Genomic DNA, 19,133 nt, shown 5'->3' with positions numbered 1-19,133 from the left:
GCAACGTCGATATGGGCATCCCCGCGATGCCCGCACCCGACTACCCGGCCGAGGTGCGCCGGCGGCTGGAGTCCGACGCGCGCGAGGTCATCGCCCGCTATCCGGACAGCCGCTCCGCGCTGCTGCCGCTGCTGCACCTGGTGCAGTCGGAGGAGGGGCACGTCACCCGCACCGGGCAGCGGTTCTGCGCCGAGATGCTGGAGCTGACCACCGCCGAGGTCAACGCGGTGGCCACCTTCTACTCCATGTACCGCCGCAAGCCCTCCGGGGACTACCAGGTCGGCGTGTGCACCAACACGCTGTGCGCGGTGATGGGCGGCGACGCCATCTACGCCTCGCTCCGCGAACACCTGGCCGTGGGCGACGGGGAGACCACCGAGGACGGCAAGGTCACCCTCGAACACATCGAGTGCAACGCGGCCTGCGACTTCGCGCCCGTCGTGATGGTCAACTGGGAGTTCTTCGACAACCAGACCCCCGCCTCGGCCCGCGCCCTCGTCGACGACCTGATCGCCGGGCGCGAGGTCGCCCCCACCCGGGGCGCCCCGCTGTGCACCTTCCAGCAGACCGCGCGGGTACTGGCCGGCTTCCCCGACGAGCGCGAGGGCGCCACCGACGCGTCCGGCAGCGCGGGGCCCGCCTCGCTGGCCGGGCTGCGGCTCGCCAAGGGCGAGAGCACACCCGGCGTGGTGGCACCGCGCGGCGCAGCGGCCGACGAGGAGGGGAAGTGATGACGGTGGCAGCACACGACGGCGGCCAGGACGAGGCCTCGCAGCCGAGCACCCACGGCGACGCCGACCCGCAGAAGCTCCTCGCGCCCGTCCTGTCCGCGCACTGGGACGAGCCCGACTCCTACACGCTGGCCGGCTACCGGCGGCACGGCGGCTACCAGGCGCTGCCCAAGGCGCTTGCCATGGACCCGGACGACCTGATCGCCTACGTCAAGGAAGCGGGCCTGCGCGGCCGCGGCGGCGCGGGCTTCCCCACGGGCATGAAGTGGCAGTTCATCCCGCAGGGCGACGGCAAACCGCACTACCTCGTCGTCAACGCCGACGAGTCCGAGCCGGGGACGTGCAAGGACATCCCCCTGCTGTTCGCCAACCCGCACTCCCTCATCGAGGGCATGGCCATCGCCTGCCACGCGATCCGCTCCAGCCACGCCTTCATCTACCTGCGCGGCGAGGTCGTCCCCGTGCTGCGCCGCCTCCAGCTGGCCGTCAAGGAGGCGCAGGAGGCCGGCTATCTGGGCACCGACGCGCTCGGCCCCGGCAAGGACCTCACCCTCACCGTGCACGCGGGCGCGGGCGCCTACATCTGCGGCGAGGAGACGGCGCTGCTCGACTCCCTGGAAGGCCGCCGTGGTCAGCCAAGGCTGCGTCCCCCCTTCCCGGCCGTCGCCGGCCTGTACGCGTGCCCCACCGTGGTGAACAACGTCGAGTCCATCGCCTCGGTTCCCGCCCTCATCGACCGCGGCAAGGACTGGTTCCGCTCGATGGGCAGCGAGAAGTCCCCCGGGTTCACGCTCTACTCGCTCAGCGGCCACGTCGCCCGCCCCGGCCAGTACGAGGCACCGCTGGGCATCACCCTGCGCCAGCTCCTCGACATGAGCGGCGGCATGCGCCCTGGGCACCGGCTGAAGTTCTGGACCCCGGGCGGCTCCTCCACCCCGCTGCTGACCGACGAACACCTGGATGTGGCCCTCGACTACGAGGGCGTCGGCGGCGCGGGCTCCATGCTCGGCACCAAGGCGCTCCAGTGCTTCGACGAGACGACCTGCGTGGTGCGGGCCGTCACCCGCTGGACCGAGTTCTACGCGCACGAGTCCTGCGGCAAGTGCACCCCCTGCCGCGAGGGCACCTACTGGCTCGTCCAGCTGCTCCGCGACATCGAGGCCGGCAAGGCGCAGGCCACCGACCTGGAGAAGATCGCCGACATCGCCGACAACATCAACGGCAAGTCCTTCTGCGCGCTGGGCGACGGCGCGGCGTCCCCCATCTTCTCCTCGCTGAAGTACTTCCGCGAGGAGTACGAGGCCCACCTCGGCGGCCGTGGCTGCCCCTTCGACCCCGAGAAGTCCACCGCCTGGGCCGCGAACCCCCACTCCGCTCACCTGGAGGTGAACGCGTGACCGTCACCGCTACTGGCACCTCCACCGGCGGCGGGGAGGCAGCCCCGCCGCCCGAGGAGACGGTGTCGCTGACCGTCGACGGCGCCCAGCTCACCGTCCCCAAGGGCACGCTGGTCATCCGTGCCGCCGAGCAGCTCGGCATCGACATCCCCCGCTTCTGCGACCACCCCCTGCTCGACCCGGCCGGCGCCTGCCGCCAGTGCATCGTCGAGGTGGAGGGCCAGCGCAAGCCGATGGCGTCCTGCACCATCCAGTGCACCGACGGCATGGTCGTCAAAACGCACCTGACCTCGGATGTGGCGAGTAAGGCGCAGCGCGGCGTGATGGAGCTGCTGCTCATCAACCACCCGCTGGACTGCCCCGTCTGCGACAAGGGCGGCGAGTGCCCGCTGCAGAACCAGGCCATGTCGCACGGGGACGCCGACTCCCGCTTCGAGGGCAGGAAGCGCACCTACGACAAGCCCGTCGCCATCTCCACGCAGGTGCTGCTGGACCGGGAGCGGTGCGTGCTGTGCGCGCGCTGCACCCGCTTCTCCAACCAGATCGCGGGCGACCCGATGATCGAGCTGATCGAGCGGGGCGCGCTCCAGCAGGTCGGCACCGGGGAGGACACCCCCTTCCAGTCGTACTTCTCCGGCAACACCATCCAGATCTGCCCCGTCGGCGCGCTGACCTCGGCGGCCTACAGGTTCCGCTCCCGCCCCTTCGACCTCACCTCCTCGCCGGGCGTGTGCGAGCACTGCTCCGGCGGCTGCGCGATCCGCACCGACCACCGGCGCGGCAAGGTGATGCGCCGCCTCGCCGAGAACGACCCCGAGGTCAACGAGGAGTGGATGTGCGACAAGGGACGCTTCGCGTTCCGCTACGCACAGCGCCCCGACCGGCTGCACACCCCGCTGGTCCGCGGTGAGGACGGCACGCTGGCCCCGGCCAGCTGGCCCGAGGCGCTGGAGGCCGCCGCGCGCGGACTCGCCGGCAAGCAGGAGCGCACCGGCGTGCTGACCGGCGGACGGCTCACCGTCGAGGACGCGTACGCCTACGCCAAGTTCGCCCGCGTGGCGCTGCGCACCAACGACATCGACTTCCGCGCACGGGCGCACTCCGCGGAGGAGGCCGACTTCCTCGCCTCCCACGTGGCCGGCCACGGCCGGGACCTGGACGCGGCGGGCCTGACCTACTCCGCGCTGGAGGCCGCGCCCGCCGTGCTCCTCCTCGGCCTGGAGGCCGAGGAGGAGGCGCCCGGCGTCTTCCTGCGGCTGCGCAAGGCCTGGCGCACCCGCGGCCAGCGCACCTGGGCACTGGCCACGCACGCCACCCGCGGCCTGCACAAGGCGGGCGGCACGCTGCTGCCCGCGGCCCCCGGCACCGAGACGGAGTGGCTGGACGCGCTCGCGGGCGGCGTCGGCCTGGACGAGGAGGGCGCGGCGGCCGCCGAGGCGCTGCGCGGTGACGGCGCGGTCATGCTGGTCGGCGAGCGGCTGGCCACCGTGCCGGGTGCGCTCACCGCGGCGCTGCGCACGGCGGTCGCCACCGGCGCCACCCTGGTGTGGGTGCCGCGCCGCGCGGGCGAGCGCGGCGCACTGGAGGCCGGGTGCCTGCCCGGACTGCTGCCGGGGGCCAGGGCCGTGGCCGACGCCGGCGCGCGCGCCGAGGTGGCCCGCGCCTGGGGCGTCGCCGAACTGCCCACAGCGCCGGGGCGCGACACCTCCCAGATCATCGAGGCCGCCGCCACGGGCGAGCTGTCCGCGCTGGTCGTCGGGGGCGTCGGTATGGAGGACCTGCCGGATCCGGCCCGCGCCCGCGAGGCGCTGGAGGCGGTGGACTTCCTGGTCAGCCTGGAGCTGCGGCCCAGCGCCGTGACCGATCTCGCCGACGTCGTCCTGCCCGTCTCGGCGGCCCCGGAGAAGTCCGGCACCTTCCTCAACTGGGAGGGCCGCCTGCGGACGTTCGACGCGGCCCTCAAGCCGGACCAGATGACCCGCCGCCACGTCCAGCCCGACGCCCGCGTCCTGAACATGCTCGCCGACGCGCTGGACGTCCACCTGGGACTGCCGGACGTGCGCATGGTGCGCGGCGAACTCGACCGCCTCGGCCACCGCACGGGCACGGCCCGGCTGGAGGCCCCGATCCCCGGGGCCCGTACCGCGCCGCAGCCCGCCGCCGGAGAGGCCGTGCTGGCCGGGCACCGGATGCTGCTCGACCAGGGCCGTCTCCAGGAGGGGGACGAGGCGCTGGCCGGCACCCGGCACGCGGCGTACGCGCGGCTGTCGGCCGCCACCGCCGCCGAGATCGGCGCCGCGGACGGCGAGACGCTGGCCGTCGCGGGACCGCGCGGCGAGGTGCGGCTGCCGCTGTGCGTCACCGAGATGCCCGACCGGGTGGTGTGGCTGCCGCTCAACACGGTCGGCGGCGGCGTCGCGGCCGACGCCGGGGCGCTCCCCGGCGCGCTGGTGCGGATCGCGCCCGGCAGCGTCGGCGTCAACCAGACCCCGCAGGAGGTGGGCGCATGAACGGGCCGGTGCAGCACCTCGCCCAGGAGGACCTGTCGATGTTCGGCACGGATCCGTTCTGGCTCGTGCTGATCAAGGGCGTCTTCTGTTTCGCGTTCCTGATGGTGACGGTGCTGCTCTCCATCGTCTTCGAGCGCAAGATCGTGGGCTGGATGCAGCTGCGCGTCGGCCCCAACCGGCACGGGCCCTGGGGCATGCTCCAGTCGCTGGCCGACGGCGTGAAGCTGATGTTCAAGGAAGACATCATCGTCAAGGGCAGCGACAAGCTGGTCTACTTGCTGGCTCCGGTCATCGGCGCGGTGCCGGCCTTCATGGCGATCGCGGTCATCCCGTTCGGTCCGGCGGACAACCAGATCTCGATCTTCGGGCACCGGACGGCGATGCAGCTGACGGACATGCCCGTCGCCGTCCTCTACATCCTGGCCACCGCCTCCATCGCCTCCTACGGCGTGGTGCTGGCCGGCTGGTCGTCCGGGTCGACGTATCCGCTGCTGGGCGGCGTGCGCGCCACGGCGCAGATCATCAGCTACGAGATCGCGATGGGCCTGAGCTTCGCCGCGGTCTTCCTCTACTCGGGCTCGATGTCCACCTCGGCGATCGTCGGCGAGCAGGCGGACGGCTGGTTCGCCTACCTGCTGCCGGTCTCCTTCCTGATCTATCTGATCTCGATGGTCGGCGAGGCCCACCGGGCGCCGTTCGACATGCCGGAGTCCGAGGGCGATCTGGTCGCGGGCTTCCAGACCGAGTACAGCTCGATCAAGTTCGCGATGTTCATGCTGACCGAGTACGTCCACGTGGTGACGGTCTCCGCGCTGGCGGTCACGCTCTTCCTGGGCGGCTGGCGCGCCCCGGCGCCGATCTCCACCTGGTGGGAGGGCGCCAACCACGGCTGGTGGCCCATCCTGTGGTTCACCGCCAAGCTGCTCGTGCTGATCTTCTTCTTCATCTGGATCCGCGGCACGCTGCCCCGCGTGCGCTACGACCAGTTCATGAAGCTGGGCTGGAAGGTGCTCATCCCCATCGCCCTGGTGTGGCTGATGCTGGTGGCCACCGTCCGCGCGATGCGCAACGAGGGCTGGGACTACAGCTCGGTCGTCTACTGGGTCGCTGGCACGGCGCTGGCGCTGCTGCTGATCTCCTTCGTCGTCGACTTCTTCCGCCCCGGCCCCGAGGAGGAGGAAGTGCCCGAGCGGGACAAGCCCTTCGACCCGATGGCCGGCGGATTCCCCGTACCGCCGCTGCCGGGGCAACAGGTGCCGCCGGTGCCGCGGCGGCCCTCGCGCGCGCCGCGTGAGCGGGAGCGCGAGCCGGTCGGTGCCGGTGCGGGCGGGCCCGGCACTCCTGGCGACGCAACTGACGCAACCACCGAGAGCAAGGGGGCTGACGGTGCCTGAAAACCCCGTGGCCGGCTTCGGCGTGACCTTCAAGGACATGTTCAAGAAGCGGCTGACCGAGCAGTACCCCGAGTACAAGAAGCCGACGGCTCCCCGCTTCCACGGCCGCCACCAGCTCAACCGGCACCCGGACGGGCTGGAGAAGTGCGTGGGCTGCGAGCTGTGCGCCTGGGCCTGCCCCGCCGACGCCATCTACGTCGAGGGGGCCGACAACACCGAGGAGGAGCGGTACTCGCCCGGCGAGCGCTACGGCCGCGTCTACCAGATCAACTACCTGCGCTGCATCCTGTGCGGCCTGTGCGTCGAGGCCTGCCCCACCCGGGCGCTGACCATGACGAACGAGTACGAACTGGCCGACTCCTCCCGCGAGTCCCTCATCTACACCAAGGAGGAGCTGCTCGCGGGCCTGGAGGAGGGCATGGTCGACTCCCCGCACGCCATCTTCCCCGGCATGACGGAGAAGGACTACTACCAAGGCCTGGTCAGCGAGGCCGCGCCCGGCACCGTGCAGCAGCACGCCACCGACACCGGGGCGCCCCAGGAGTCCGCCGACACCTACGGCGCGGACGAACCCGCCGCGGGTGAGGCCACCACGGGCGAGGCCGCGGCGTACGGGCCCATGACGCACGGCGTCGTCACGGCCGGCGGGGAGGGGGAGCGATGAACGCACTCGCCGCCACCGCCACCGCCACCTCCACGGGCGAGGCCGTCCAGTTCTGGGTGCTGGGCACCGTCGCCGTCCTCGGCGGCCTCGGTACGGTGCTGCTGCGCCGCGCCGTGCACAGCGCGCTCTGCCTGGCCGGGACAATGATCATCCTGGCGCTCTTCTACCTCGCCAACGGCGCCTATTTCCTCGGCGTCGTGCAGATCGTGGTCTACACCGGCGCGGTCATGATGCTGTTCCTGTTCGTGCTGATGCTCGTCGGCGTCTCCCACGCCGACTCGCTGCGCGAGACGTTGAAGGGGCAGCGCTGGCTCGCCGCGGCCTGCGCACTGGGCGTCGGCATCCTGCTGATCACCGGCATCGGGCAGGTCTCGGTGGGCGGCTTCAACGGGCTCGGGGCCGCCAACGCCGAGGGCAACGTCCCGGCGCTGGCCTCCCTGCTGTTCACCAAGTACGTCGTCGCCTTCGAGGTGGTCGGCGCCCTGCTGACCGTCGCCGCGGTCGGCGCCACGCTGCTCACCCACCGCGAGCGCGTCGAGAAGAACAAGTCGCAGCGCGAGCAGGCCGAGGAGCGTGTGCGCGAGGGCAAGCAGGTCACCCCGCTGCCGGCGCCCGGCGTCTACGCCCGCCACAACGCCAACGACCGTCCCGCGCTGCTGCCCGACGGCACGCCCTCCGAGCTCAGCGTCAGCCGCACGCTGCGCGACCGCGGCCAGATCCGCGAGGTCAACGCCGAGCAGCTGGCGCAGCTGGCCGCGATCGAGCAGCGCACCGCCGAGTACCAGGGCCGCGCCACCTACCCGGGCCCCAAGGACCCGGGCGAACGGGCCGCCGACCGGGCCCAGGACGCGGCCGACCGTGCCGAGGGCGGCGGCCAGGACACCGCCGCCGGGCAGGCCAGCGAGCGTGAGGAGGCCACCAAGTGAGCCCGATCAACTACGTCTATCTGGCAGCGCTGCTGTTCACCATCGGCGCCGCCGGAGTCCTCATCCGGCGCAACGCCATCGTGGTGTTCATGTGCATCGAGCTGATGCTGAACGCCGCCAACCTGACGCTGGTCGCCTTCTCGCGGATGCACGGCAACCTCGACGGCCAGATCATGGCGTTCTTCGTCATGGTCGTCGCCGCCGCCGAGGTCGTGGTGGGTCTGGCGATCATCGTCATGCTCTACCGCTCCCGCCACTCGGCCTCGGTCGACGACGCCAGCCTGATGAAGCTGTAAGGGGTACGTACCAGTGGAGTCAATGATCGGACTGCTCGTCGGAGTGCCCCTGCTCGGCGCCGCCGTGCTGCTGTTGGGCGGGCGGCGCCTGGATCGGAGCGGGCACTGGCTGGCGACACTGCTGGCCGCGGTGTCCTTCGTGATCGGGGCCGTGCTGTTCGCCTCGATGCTGGGGGAGGACGCCGAGAGCCGGGCCATGCACAGCAAGCTGTTCTCCTGGGTGCCGGTGGAGGGCTTCCAGGCGGACATGGCCTTCCAGCTCGACCAGTTGTCGATGACGTTCGTCCTGCTGATCACCGGCGTGGGCACGCTCATCCACCTGTACTCGGTCGGCTACATGGAGCACGACCCGAAGAGGCGCCGCTTCTTCGCCTACCTGAACCTCTTCCTCGCGGCGATGCTGCTGCTCGTCCTCGCCGACAACTTCCTGCTGCTGTACGTCGGCTGGGAGGGCGTGGGTCTCGCCTCGTACCTGCTGATCGGCTTCTGGCAGCACAAGCCGAGCGCGGCGACGGCGGCGAAGAAGGCGTTCCTGGTCAACCGTGTCGGTGACGCGGGCCTGGCCATCGCCATCTTCCTGATGTTCACCACCTTCGGCACCTTCGCCTTCGCGCCGGTCCTCTCCGCCGCCGGCGAGGCGAGCGAGGGCAAGCTGACGGCGATCGGCCTGATGCTGCTGCTGGCGGCCTGCGGCAAGTCGGCGCAGGTGCCGCTCCAGTCCTGGCTCGGGGACGCCATGGAGGGCCCCACCCCGGTCTCCGCGCTCATCCACGCGGCGACGATGGTGACCGCGGGCGTCTACCTGATCACCCGCTCCGGCGCGATCTTCAACGGGGCGCCGGACGCGCAGCTGGTCGTGGTGATCGTCGGCGCGGTCACGCTGCTGTTCGGTGCGATCGTCGGTTGCGCGAAGGACGACATCAAGAAGGCGCTGGCCGGCTCGACCATGTCGCAGATCGGCTACATGATCCTGGCCGCGGGGCTCGGCCCGATCGGCTACGCGTTCGCCATCATGCACCTGGTCACCCACGGCTTCTTCAAGGCCGGGCTGTTCCTCGGCGCCGGGTCCGTGATGCACGGCATGAACGACGAGGTCGACATGCGCCGCTACGGCGGACTGCGCAAGCACATGCCGGTCACCTTTGTCACCTTCGGCCTCGGCTATCTCGCCATCATCGGCTTCCCGGGACTGTCCGGGTTCTTCTCCAAGGACCAGATCATCGAGGCCGCCTTCGGCAAGGGCGGCACCGAGGGCTGGATCCTGGGCGCGGTCACCCTGCTGGGCGCGGCCATCACCGCGTACTACATGACGCGGGTGATGCTGATGACCTTCTTCGGCGAGGAGCGCTGGCGCAAGGCGCCCACCCCGTCCCCGGCCGAGCCCGACGTCGAGCCCGCGGCCGAGACGCGGGGCGCGTACGCGCCGCCCCACCCGCACGAGTCCCCGAAGATCATGACGATCCCGATGATCGTGCTCGCCTTCGGGTCCGTCTTCGCGGGCGGCCTCTTCAAGGCGGGCGAGTCCTTCGTGGGCTGGCTGGAGCCGGTCACCCAGTTCGAGCACGGGCACTCCCCGGTCTCGGCGACCGCGGTGACGGCCGCCACGATCGTGGCGCTCGTCCTCGGCGTGGGCGCCGCGTACCTCCAGTACGGGCGCAAGCCGGTGCCCGCGCTCGCCCCGCGCGGCAGCCTGCTCACCCGCGCCGCCCGCCGCGACCTGCTCCAGGACGACTTCAACCACGTGGTGCTGGTCAGCGGCGGAACGCACCTGACCCGCAGCCTGGTCTACGTCGACAACAAGGTCGTCGACGGCGCCGTCAACGGCACGGCCGCCTCCTTCGGCGGTCTGTCGGGGCGGCTGCGGCGGCTCCAGAACGGTTTCGCCCGCTCCTACGCGGTCTCGATGTTCGGCGGCGCGGCAGTGCTGATCGCCGCGACCCTGCTGATGAGGGCGGTCTGAGTCATGTCATTTCCTCTGCTGACGGTCACGGCGGCGCTGCCTGCCGTCGGGGCCGTCGCCACCGCCGCCGTCCCGGCGGCCCGGCGCACCGCGGCCAAGTGGCTGGCGCTGCTGGTCTCGCTGGCCACGCTCGTGCTGGCCGCCGTGGTGCTGATCCGCTTCGACCCGGACGGCGCCCGCTACCAGCTGACCGAGTCGCACGCCTGGATCTCCGACTTCGGGGTCCGCTACGAACTCGGCGTCGACGGCATCGGCGCCGCCCTGATGGCGCTGACGGCGCTGCTCATCCCGTTCGTCATCGGCGCGGGCTGGCACGACGCCGACGACGCCGACGACCGCGCGGACGAGCAGGCCAACCGCCGCTGGCGGCCCACCCAGGGCTTCTTCGCCCTCATCCTCGCCGTCGAGGCGATGGTGCTGGTCTCCTTCGCCGCCACCGACGTCTTCCTCTTCTACATCTTCTTCGAAGCGATGCTCATTCCGATGTACTTCCTCATCGGCGGCTTCGGGGACCGGGCACACGCGGCCGGTGAGGAGGAGGGCGCCAAGCAGCGCTCCTACGCGGCCGTGAAGTTCCTGCTCTACAACCTGGCCGGCGGGCTGGTCATGCTGGCCGCCGTCATCGGGCTGTTCGTCGTCAGCGCCGACTCCCTGGGCCAGGGCACCTTCTCGCTGCCGGAGCTGCTCAAGGCGCGGGCGAGCGGCGACCTGACGATGGCGACGTCCACCGAGCGGTGGCTCTTCCTCGGCTTCTTCGTCGCCTTCGCCATCAAGGCGCCGCTGTGGCCGCTGCACACCTGGCTGCCCAACGCCATGGGCGAGTCCACGGCGCCTGTCGCGGTGCTCATCACGGCCGTCGTCGACAAGGTCGGCACCTTCGCGATGCTCCGCTTCTGCCTGGGCCTCTTCCCCGAGGCCAGCTCCTGGGCCACCCCGGTGGTGCTCGGACTGGCGCTGGTCAGCGTCCTGTACGGGGCGCTGCTGGCGGTCGGGCAGCGGGACATCAAGCGGCTGGTGGCGTACGCGTCCATCTCGCACTTCGGCTTCATCATCCTGGGCGTCTTCGCGATGACCAGCCAGGGCCAGGGCGGCGCGACGCTCTACATGGTCTTCCACGGCATCTCGACGGCCGCGCTGATGCTGGTGGCAGGCTTCCTCATCTCGCGCCGCGGCTCGCGTCTGATCGCGGACTACGGCGGGGTGCAGAAGGTGGCGCCCGTGCTGGCCGGCACGTTCCTGATCGGTGGCCTGGCCACGCTCTCGCTGCCGGGGCTGGCGCCGTTCGTCAGCGAGTTCCTCGTCCTGGTCGGCACGTTTGAGCGCTACCCCGTCGCCGGGATCATCGCCACCGTCGGCATCATCCTCGCCGCGCTGTACGTGCTGGTGCTCTACCAGCGCACGATGACCGGGCCGATCCGCAGGCCGGAGATCGAGAAGATGCCCGATCTGAAGGTGCGCGAGGTCGCGGTGGTGGCGCCGCTGGTGGCGCTGCTGCTCTTCCTCGGCGTCTTCCCCAAGCCGCTCACCGAGATCGTGAACCCCGCCGTGGAGCACACCCTCTCGGACGTACAGAAGAAGGACCCGAAGCCGCAGCATCCCGTCGCGGAGCACGCGGGGTCCGACGACAAGCCGGCCGGGCACGGCGGAGGTGACCACGAGTGACTGGCATGATCGACGTCGCGTCGGCGGGAGGCGCTCCCGGCGTCCACAGCCTGTGGACGGTCGCGGCCGGCGCGGGCGACAAGCTCCAGGCGCCCAGCATCGAGTACGGGAAGCTCTCCCCGACGCTGATCGTCCTCGGTGCGGCGGCCCTCGGCGTCCTCATCGACGCCTTCGCGCCCCGCAGGGCCCGCTACGGCGCCCAACTGTTCGTGGCGCTGGTGGGCCTGGCCGCCGCGTTCGCCGCCGTCATCGGACTGGCGGCCTCCGGCGCGGGCACCACCGAGGCGCAGATCGCCGGAATGGGCGCGCTGGCCGTGGACGGGCCCGCGCTCTTCCTCCAGGGCACCCTGCTGCTGGTCGGCATCGTGGGCGTCTTCACCTTCGCCGAGCGGAAGCTGGAACCCTCGGCGCACGGCTCCAGGGTCGACTCGTTCGCCGCGCAGCCCGCCTCGGTGCCGGGCGGCGAGGGCGAGACCCAGGCCGTCAAGGCGGGCTGGACCACCACCGAGGTCTTCCCGCTGCTGATGTTCGCGGTCGGCGGCATGCTGCTCTTCCCGGCAGCCAACGACCTGCTGACCCTCTTCATCGCGCTGGAGGTCTTCTCCCTCCCGCTGTACCTGCTGTGCGCGCTCGCCCGCCGCAGGCGGCTGCTCTCCCAGGAGGCGGCCGTCAAGTACTTCCTGCTGGGCGCGTTCTCCTCCGCCTTCCTGCTGTTCGGCACCGCGCTGCTGTACGGCTACGCCGGCACCGTCAGCTACTCGGGCATCGCCCGCGTCGTCTCGGGGACCGACGCCATCAGCGACCCGGTGCTGGCCCAGACGGCCGGCAACGACGCGCTCCTGCTCATCGGCGGCGCGCTCGTCGTCATGGGGCTGCTCTTCAAGGTCGGTGCCGTCCCCTTCCACATGTGGACCCCGGACGTGTACCAGGGCGCGCCGACGCCCGTGACCGGCTTCATGGCGGCCGCCACCAAGGTCGCCGCCTTCGGCGCGCTGCTGCGGCTGCTGTACGTGGTGCTTCCCGGGCTGCGCTGGGACTGGCGGCCCGTCATGTGGGGCGTGGCCATCCTGACGATGCTCGCCGGCGCCATCGTGGCCATCACCCAGACCGACATCAAGCGGCTGCTGGCCTACTCCTCCATCGCCCACGCGGGCTTCCTGCTGGCGGGCGTCATCGCCACCTCCAAGGACGGCATCTCCTCGGTGCTGTTCTACCTGGGCGCCTACTCGTTCGTGACGCTGGGCGCGTTCGCCGTCGTCACCCTGGTACGGGACGCGGGCGGCGAGGCGACGCACCTGTCCAAGTGGGCCGGACTCGGGCGGCGGTCGCCCCTGCTGGCGGCCGTCTTCGCCGTCTTCCTGCTGGCCTTCGCCGGCATCCCGCTCACCTCGGGCTTCGCGGGCAAGTTCGCCGTGTTCAAGGCGGCGGCCGAGGGCGGAGCGGGCGTACTGGTCGTCATCGGCGTCCTCGCCTCGGCCATCGCCGCCTTCTTCTACCTGCGCGTCATCGTGCTGATGTTCTTCAGCGAACCGCAGGCCGACGGGCCGAGCGTGGCCGTACCCAGCGTCATGACGACCTCGGCCATCGCCATCGGCGTCGTGGTGACCGTCGTCCTCGGCGTGGCACCGCAGTACTTCCTCGACCTGGCGGGCCAGGCCGGAGTGTTCGTCCGGTGAACCACATACCGCTCCTCGACCCCCCGCCCTAGCTGTACGAAGCGCCGCCAGAGGCCCCAACGGGACGCATCTGGCGGCGCTTTGTAATGAGCACTGTCCGATGCACCCGTGACAAGACGTGTGCGGAAACGGTAGGAACTCGAAGCATGGGTTGTGTAATTCTCCGCCAGGAAAAAGGCGGATACCAAGGAAAACAGGGCGGAATCTTCACAGAAGGGGTCTCCGCCGAATCGGTGGGCGCCAAGGGTCTGTGTCTGCACGTCCTGCACATCCCGGCGAACTCGAAGGGGGAACCACACCTGCACGCGGGCCACGAATCGGCCATCTACGTCGTCAACGGGGTGCACGAGATGTGGCACGGGGAGGACCTGGAGAACCGCGACACCCTCCACCCCGGCGACATGGTCTACGTGCCGGCGAACATGCCGCACATGCCGGTCACCGGCGAAGAGCCCGTCACCGTCGTGGTGGCGCGCACCGACCCACGCGAACAGGAGTCCGTCCACCTGCTCTCGCCGCGCGACCCCTGAGGGGCCCCGCCGGGCGCCGACGGGCCCAGGGCCCACCGCGGCGAGACCGGGACGCCCGCACGCGGTGACACGGACCGCGGGCCGGGCCCGGACCCCGAAAGGGCCGGGCCCGTGGTCCCCGGCTGCCCGGATCAGCCGCGGTCGCAACGGGCGGCTCAGCCGCCGGGATACTCGCGGACCTTGCGGTCGCTGCCCGAGCTCTCCGTCTTCTCGTGCGGCGGCTCGGTGACGTCGTCCAGCTTGTCGGGGAGGTTCTCGGGCAGCTTGTCGGGCAGATCACCGAGCTCGTCGGGGTCCTTGGGCAGCTTCGCCGGAGCGTTCGCCGCCCTGGTGTAGGTGTCGGTGGCCCCGCCGTTCCAGGTGACCTTCAGCGAGTCCGCCGTCACCGAGCCGACCTTGCCCGTGGCGCGCTCCTCACCGACGCCCGCCGGGCACTTGAGAACCAGCGACTTCTCGGCGCCCGCCGCCATGACGCGGCCCGTGCACACCTTCTTGTCCTTGCCCCGCAGCAGGGACGCGGCGTCGTCGACGACGGTGAGCGTCAGCTTCTGGCCCTCCGCGTCCGCCGTCCAGACGCCCGGCAGCCGCCCCTCGCCCGCCGGCTCCTCGCTCTTGTCCGGCGCTGGCGCGGCGGACTTCTTCTCATCGCCCTTGGCCTTGCCGCCGTCGTCGCCCTTGCCGTCGTCGCCGCTGCCGCAGCCACCCACCAGCAGCGCGGCGGCCGCCGCCGCGACCACCGCCCCCGTCCTCCGCGCTGACGTGCGCACTGTCCCTCCTCGGTCGTCCCGCCCTGGTCGTTTGCAGGGTCACGACAACCTAGCAGGGGCTCTGTCCGCCCCCTCCCGTCTCCCGACGCCTCAGAACGGGTCGTCGGCCGACGGGAAATCCGTGGGGAGATCCGGCGGCGGAGAGGCCAGTTCCGGATCGGAGGACTTGCCCAGCTCCACCGTCCGGCCCGACTTCCACTTCACGGTCATGCTCTTGCCCGAGACGCTGGTCACGGTGCCGCTGGTGTAGTCGGTACCGCCGCCCTCGCAGGTCAGATCCAGCGCGGTGCCGTTAGCCTTGCCGTCGCAGCGGTCGGGCAAGATCATGAACACCCGCTTGTCCGGCGAGATGCTGAACACGACCGACTCGCCGTCGGCCGCGGGGTGGGTCGCCCAGGCGCCGACCATCGCCGACGGGTCGACGGAGCCGTCCCCGCCCCCCTCCCCGTTCCCTTCGGAGCCGTCGGCCGCTTCTCCCGGCGGCCCCGAGTCGCCAGGCTCCTCGCTGAGGTCGGGGTGCTTGTCGCCGGGATCCGCGATGCTCGTGCCACCCCCGTCGCCTCCGCAGCCGCCCACCAGAAACGCCAGGGCCGCCGCCGCGGCGACCGCCCCCGAAATCCGCGCCGATCTGCGCACGTCCGTCCCCCTCCGTCGGTTCCTCACGCCCCGCCACGGACGCCTGGGTGGCGGGGCCATGGCAACCTAGCAAGCTCCCCACCCCCAAACCACCTCGAATCCCCCCAACTCCACCCCCACCTTGGCGCTGAGTGCCAAGCCCTCCCACCCCCCTCTCCTCACCGCAACGGCGGCGCCCCCCCACGAGGGCCCGACGGCCGTGGGGGCCGCCCCCTCGTTCCCGCCGCGACGACGGCGGGGTGTGGGGCCGCCGACCCCTTGTTCCCGCTGCGACGGTGGCGGAATGTGTGGGGGCTGGCCCCCTCTTCCCGCCGCGACGGTGGCGGAATGTGTGGGGGCTGGCCCCCTCTTCCCGCCGCGATGGTGGCGCGCCACGGCGGCGAGGGTCCGGCGGAATGGGCGGCGGCCGGTGGGGAGCGCGGGGTGTCGCCCGGGCCCGCAGGGGCGCGGGACCGGGCCCGCGGCCACGGAGCGCACCACCGGTGGGGGACTTATCCACAGGCGGGGCCGCACATGTCACCGGCCCCGCCTATCGTGGCGGGCATGCTTCAGGAGAGTGCCGAGGGATCCGGCGGGGCGTCCGAGACGGCCGCGCTGCGAGTGCTGCGCAAGGTTTTCGGATACGACGCCTTCCGCGGCCGGCAGGAGGCCGTCATCGAGCACGTCGCGCACGGTGGTGACGCGGTCGTGCTGATGCCGACCGGTGGCGGCAAGTCGCTGTGTTACCAGATCCCGGCGCTGGTGAGATCGGGTACGGGTGTGGTGATCTCGCCCCTGATCGCGCTGATGCAGGACCAGGTGGACGCGTTGCGCGCGCTGGGTGTGCGTGCGGGGTTCATCAATTCCACGCTCGATTTCGATCAGCGGCGCGTGGTGGAGGCCGAGTTTTTGGCGGGGGAGCTCGATCTGCTCTATCTGGCGCCTGAGCGGCTGCGTCTGGAGGCGACGACGGCGTTGCTGGAGCGCGGCGAGGTGTCGCTCTTCGCGATCGACGAGGCGCACTGTGTCGCGCAGTGGGGCCACGATTTCCGCCCCGATTACCTCTCGCTCTCGATGTTGGGCGAGCGCTGGCCCGAGGTGCCGCGGGTCGCGTTGACGGCCACCGCGACCCGCGCCACCCATCAGGAGATCGTGCAGCGGCTGGGTCTGGAGCAGGCGCGGGATTTCGTCGCGAGCTTCGACCGTCCCAATATCCAGTACCGGATCGTTCCGAAGCGGGATCCGAAGAAGCAGTTGCTGCGTTTCCTCAAGGAGGAGCACGCGGGCGACGCGGGCATCGTCTATTGCCTGTCGCGCAATGCGGTCGAGCGGACCGCCGAGTTCCTGTGCCGTAGCGGTGTGGAGGCCGTGCCGTATCACGCGGGGCTGGACGCGGGCACGCGCGCCGCGCATCAGGCGCGGTTCCTGCGGGAGGACGGCCTGGTGGTGGTGGCGACCATCGCTTTCGGTATGGGGATCGACAAGCCGGACGTGCGCTTCGTCGCCCATCTCGATCTGCCGAAGTCCGTGGAGGGCTATTACCAGGAGACGGGCCGCGCGGGCCGGGACGGGGAGCCGTCGACCGCCTGGCTGGCCTACGGCCTGCAGGACGTCGTGCAGCAGCGCAAGCTGATCGAGAACGGCGAGGGCGACGTGGCGTTCCAGCGGCGGGCGCGCAGCCATCTGGACGCGATGCTGTCCCTGTGCGAGACGGTCCGCTGCCGACGGGCCCAGCTGCTGGAGTATTTCGGTCAGGAGTCGGCTGCGGGCGCGGCGCAGGTGGCCTGCGGCAACTGCGACACGTGTCTGACGCCGCCGGAGTCGTGGGACGGCACGGTCCCGGCTCAAAAGGCGCTGTCGACGGTGGTGCGGCTCAAGCGGGAGCGGGGGCAGAAGTTCGGTTCGGGGCAGATCGTCGACATTCTGCTGGGCCGGAAGACGGCGAAGGTCATCCAGTTCGACCATGACGCGCTGTCGGTGTTCGGTGTCGGCGCGGAGTTGGGGGAGGGCGAGTGGCGGGGTGTCGTCCGTCAGCTGATCGCCCAGGGGCTGCTGGAGATCGAGGGGGAGCACGGCACGCTGGTGCTGACGGACGCGAGTGCGACGGTGCTGCGCGGGGAGCGGGAGGTGCGGCTGCGCAAGGATCCGGTGCCGGACCGGGCGTCGGGCTCCCGGTCGGGTTCCGGCGCGGGTTCTCGGGGTGGTGGGGCGAAGCGCCAGGCCCCGGCTGATCTCCCCGAGGAGGCTCAGCCGCTCTTCGAGGCGCTGCGTGCCTGGCGCACGGAGCAGGCGCGGGAGCAGGGCGTGCCGCCGTACATCGTCTTCCATGACGCCACGCTGCGGGAGATCGCCGTGCAGCGTCCCGGCTCGCTGGGTGAGCTGGGCGGTGTGGCCGGGGTGGGCGAGAAGAAGCTCGCGACGTACGGCGAGGGCCTGTTGGCCGCGCTGGTGGCGGCGGGGGAGGCCGACGCGGTGGTGGCAGAGGGCTCAGGGGCCTCCGCGGCACAGGAGGGCCGGGCGGACGACGGTGCCGAGTCGGCGGAAGACGGCGCGGAGCCCGTGGTCGACGGCGCGGAGCCCGTGGCCGGGGTTCTTGCCGGCTCCGGGGCCGCGCCGGATGAACCGGGGGCGGAAGCCGACTCCGGGCCCCTGTGGGCGGGAGTCGATGCTTCGCCGCGGTCCTGACGCAGGGTGGTGGCCGTCACCGGCGGTCGCCACCGGAGCCGGATGACGGCCACCGGGCGGCAGCCGTCATCCGGGGGCGGGGGGGCGTCACTCGGCGGGTGTCACCCGGCCTGTCACGTCGCCGAGACCGATGCGGGTTCCGTCCGGCCCCGGTGCCCACGCGGTGAGGGTCACCTCGTCGCCGTCCTCCAGGAACGCGCGCTTGCCGTCGGGGAGTTCGAGGGGTTCGCGGCCGCCCCAGGTCAGCTCCAGCAGCGAGCCGCGCTGGGCGGGTTCGGCTCCGCTGACGGTGCCGGAGGCGTACAGGTCGCCGGTGCGCAGTGAGGCGCCGTTGACCGTCATGTGGGCGAGCTGCTGGGCGGCTGTCCAGTACATGGTGGAGAAGGGCGGTTCGGCGAGGGTGTGGCCGTTCAGTCGCACGGTCATGTGCAGGTCGTAGCCGCCGGGTTCGATGCCGTCGGCGGAGTCGTCCAGGTAGGGGAGGAGGGGGAAGTCGCGCGGGGGCGGGGTCACTCGCGCGGCGTCGAGGGCGTCGAGGGGGGTGATCCAGGGGGAGATCGTGGTGGCGAAGGACTTGCCGAGGAAGGGGCCCAGCGGGACGTACTCCCAGGCCTGGATGTCCCGCGCCGACCAGTCGTTGAGCAGGGTCACGCCGAAGACGTGCTCGCGGAAGCCGGCCAGCTCGACGGGGCTGCCCATGGCGCTGGGGGTGCCGACGACGAACCCGACCTCCGCCTCGATGTCCAGCCGCTGCGAGGGGCCGAAGGCGGGGACCGGCTCGCCGGGGGGTTTGCGCTGTCCTCGCGGGCGGGGGACGGGCGTGCCGGAGACGACGACGGTGCCGGCCCGCCCGTGGTAGCCGATGGGCAGGTGTTTCCAGTTGGGGGTGAGTGCGTCGCCGTCGGGGCGGAAGATGCGGCCGACGTTGGTGGCGTGGTGTTCGCTGGCGTAGAAGTCGACGTAGTCGGCGACGTCGAACGGCAGGTGGAGGCGCACCTGGTGGAGGGGCAGCAGGTGGCGCGCGGCGGTTTCGCGGTGCGTCTCGTCGGTCAGCCAGGCGCGGACCTCGGCGCGTACGGCCTGCCAGACGGGGCGTCCGGCGGCCATCAGCGCGTTGAGCGACGGCGCTCGCAGCACCTCGGTGTGGGGGGAACCGAACGTGGCGGCGGCCGCGCCCAGGTCGAGCACGTCGTCGCCGAACCGGACGCCGAGTCGGCGGTGGCCTGGCGCGTCCGGTGTGCTGAAGAGGCCGTACGGAAGGTTGTCCGGGCCGAAGAGAGTGTCACTCATGGAGGTCACACTATGAGGGAGGGCGGCGCG

At 71.5% G+C, this 19,133-nt stretch carries 15 protein-coding genes; 12 read left to right on the top strand and 3 right to left on the bottom strand.

Features of this window, described 5'->3' with window-relative positions:
• Window positions 1-11 precede the first annotated feature (11 nt).
• The 11 genes from nuoE to DTL70_RS21355 all read left to right on the top strand — a co-directional run bounded on the left by nuoE (window position 12) and on the right by DTL70_RS21355 (window position 13,746).
• The gene (nuoE, locus tag DTL70_RS21405; RefSeq protein WP_423835622.1) at window positions 12-731 is read left to right on the top strand and encodes an NADH-quinone oxidoreductase subunit NuoE; all 720 of its coding nucleotides are present in this window, start codon (window positions 12-14) and stop codon (window positions 729-731) included.
• Window positions 731-2,128, top strand: a complete 1,398-nt coding sequence (gene nuoF, locus DTL70_RS21400) for an NADH-quinone oxidoreductase subunit NuoF (RefSeq protein ID WP_114023568.1) — start codon at window positions 731-733, stop codon at window positions 2,126-2,128. Before nuoE ends, nuoF begins: the two co-directional genes overlap by 1 nt.
• On the top strand, window positions 2,125-4,638 hold the full coding sequence (locus DTL70_RS21395) for an NADH-quinone oxidoreductase subunit G (protein ID WP_114023567.1): 2,514 nt from the start codon (window positions 2,125-2,127) through the stop codon (window positions 4,636-4,638). Before nuoF ends, DTL70_RS21395 begins: the two co-directional genes overlap by 4 nt.
• Window positions 4,635-6,032 carry an NADH-quinone oxidoreductase subunit NuoH gene (gene nuoH, locus DTL70_RS21390; RefSeq protein WP_114023566.1) on the top strand — a complete coding sequence of 466 codons (1,398 nt, stop codon included), beginning with the start codon at window positions 4,635-4,637 and terminating at the stop codon, window positions 6,030-6,032. The genes DTL70_RS21395 and nuoH overlap by 4 nt, the downstream gene beginning before the upstream one ends.
• Before the next feature lie 37 nt (window positions 6,033-6,069).
• The gene (nuoI, locus tag DTL70_RS21385) at window positions 6,070-6,696 is read left to right on the top strand and encodes an NADH-quinone oxidoreductase subunit NuoI (RefSeq protein WP_245979522.1); all 627 of its coding nucleotides are present in this window, start codon (window positions 6,070-6,072) and stop codon (window positions 6,694-6,696) included.
• The gene (locus tag DTL70_RS21380; protein WP_114023564.1) at window positions 6,693-7,622 is read left to right on the top strand and encodes an NADH-quinone oxidoreductase subunit J; all 930 of its coding nucleotides are present in this window, start codon (window positions 6,693-6,695) and stop codon (window positions 7,620-7,622) included. Before nuoI ends, DTL70_RS21380 begins: the two co-directional genes overlap by 4 nt.
• The gene (gene nuoK, locus DTL70_RS21375; protein ID WP_114023563.1) at window positions 7,619-7,918 is read left to right on the top strand and encodes an NADH-quinone oxidoreductase subunit NuoK; all 300 of its coding nucleotides are present in this window, start codon (window positions 7,619-7,621) and stop codon (window positions 7,916-7,918) included. Before DTL70_RS21380 ends, nuoK begins: the two co-directional genes overlap by 4 nt.
• Window positions 7,919-7,931: 13 nt before the next feature.
• A complete protein-coding gene (gene nuoL, locus DTL70_RS21370; protein WP_114023562.1) occupies window positions 7,932-9,878 on the top strand; it encodes an NADH-quinone oxidoreductase subunit L in 1,947 nt (648 codons plus the stop codon).
• A gap of 3 nt (window positions 9,879-9,881) precedes the next feature.
• Complete coding sequence (locus tag DTL70_RS21365) at window positions 9,882-11,540, top strand: NADH-quinone oxidoreductase subunit M (RefSeq protein ID WP_114023561.1); 1,659 nt, start codon at window positions 9,882-9,884, stop codon at window positions 11,538-11,540.
• Between the two features lie 5 nt (window positions 11,541-11,545).
• Window positions 11,546-13,216 carry an NADH-quinone oxidoreductase subunit NuoN gene (nuoN, locus tag DTL70_RS21360; protein ID WP_114023560.1) on the top strand — a complete coding sequence of 557 codons (1,671 nt, stop codon included), beginning with the start codon at window positions 11,546-11,548 and terminating at the stop codon, window positions 13,214-13,216.
• A gap of 146 nt (window positions 13,217-13,362) precedes the next feature.
• On the top strand, window positions 13,363-13,746 hold the full coding sequence (locus tag DTL70_RS21355) for a cupin domain-containing protein (RefSeq protein WP_114023559.1): 384 nt from the start codon (window positions 13,363-13,365) through the stop codon (window positions 13,744-13,746).
• A 155-nt stretch (window positions 13,747-13,901) separates the two neighbouring features.
• Here DTL70_RS21355 and DTL70_RS21350 read toward each other — a convergent pair whose 3' ends face one another.
• Both DTL70_RS21350 and DTL70_RS34810 read right to left on the bottom strand, forming a co-directional pair.
• On the bottom strand, window positions 13,902-14,513 hold the full coding sequence (locus DTL70_RS21350) for a hypothetical protein (RefSeq protein ID WP_181861013.1): 612 nt from the start codon (window positions 14,511-14,513) through the stop codon (window positions 13,902-13,904).
• Window positions 14,514-14,603: 90 nt separating this feature from the next.
• Window positions 14,604-15,149 (bottom strand): hypothetical protein, encoded by a 546-nt coding sequence (locus DTL70_RS34810; protein ID WP_114023558.1) that lies wholly within the window; start codon window positions 15,147-15,149, stop codon window positions 14,604-14,606.
• Window positions 15,150-15,692: 543 nt separating this feature from the next.
• Between DTL70_RS34810 and recQ the strand changes: the two genes are divergently transcribed.
• A complete protein-coding gene (recQ, locus tag DTL70_RS21340) occupies window positions 15,693-17,813 on the top strand; it encodes a DNA helicase RecQ (RefSeq protein WP_114023557.1) in 2,121 nt (706 codons plus the stop codon).
• An 87-nt stretch (window positions 17,814-17,900) separates the two neighbouring features.
• Here recQ and fahA read toward each other — a convergent pair whose 3' ends face one another.
• Window positions 17,901-19,103: a fumarylacetoacetase gene (gene fahA, locus DTL70_RS21335; protein WP_114023556.1), complete on the bottom strand. Its 1,203-nt coding sequence runs from the start codon at window positions 19,101-19,103 to the stop codon at window positions 17,901-17,903.
• Window positions 19,104-19,133 lie beyond the last annotated feature (30 nt).

Origin of the sequence: Streptomyces diacarni, from assembly GCF_003323715.1 — a bacterium.
Lineage (GTDB): Bacteria > Actinomycetota > Actinomycetes > Streptomycetales > Streptomycetaceae > Streptomyces > Streptomyces diacarni.
This window is presented reverse-complemented; position numbering and strand designations above follow the sequence as displayed.

Bases quoted from the DNA above. Each gene is read 5' to 3' on its own strand.
- nuoE (WP_423835622.1), top strand. From the start codon at position 12: ATGGGCATCCCCGCGATGCCCGCACCCGACTACCCGGCCGAGGTGCGC.
- nuoF (WP_114023568.1), top strand. From the start codon at position 731: ATGACGGTGGCAGCACACGACGGCGGCCAGGACGAGGCCTCGCAGCCG.
- nuoH (WP_114023566.1), top strand. From the start codon at position 4,635: ATGAACGGGCCGGTGCAGCACCTCGCCCAGGAGGACCTGTCGATGTTC.
- nuoI (WP_245979522.1), top strand. From the start codon at position 6,070: ATGTTCAAGAAGCGGCTGACCGAGCAGTACCCCGAGTACAAGAAGCCG.
- DTL70_RS21380 (WP_114023564.1), top strand. From the start codon at position 6,693: ATGAACGCACTCGCCGCCACCGCCACCGCCACCTCCACGGGCGAGGCC.
- DTL70_RS21365 (WP_114023561.1), top strand. From the start codon at position 9,882: ATGTCATTTCCTCTGCTGACGGTCACGGCGGCGCTGCCTGCCGTCGGG.
- nuoN (WP_114023560.1), top strand. From the start codon at position 11,546: ATGATCGACGTCGCGTCGGCGGGAGGCGCTCCCGGCGTCCACAGCCTG.
- DTL70_RS21355 (WP_114023559.1), top strand. From the start codon at position 13,363: ATGGGTTGTGTAATTCTCCGCCAGGAAAAAGGCGGATACCAAGGAAAA.
- recQ (WP_114023557.1), top strand. From the start codon at position 15,693: ATGCTTCAGGAGAGTGCCGAGGGATCCGGCGGGGCGTCCGAGACGGCC.
- fahA (WP_114023556.1), bottom strand. From the start codon at position 19,103: ATGAGTGACACTCTCTTCGGCCCGGACAACCTTCCGTACGGCCTCTTC.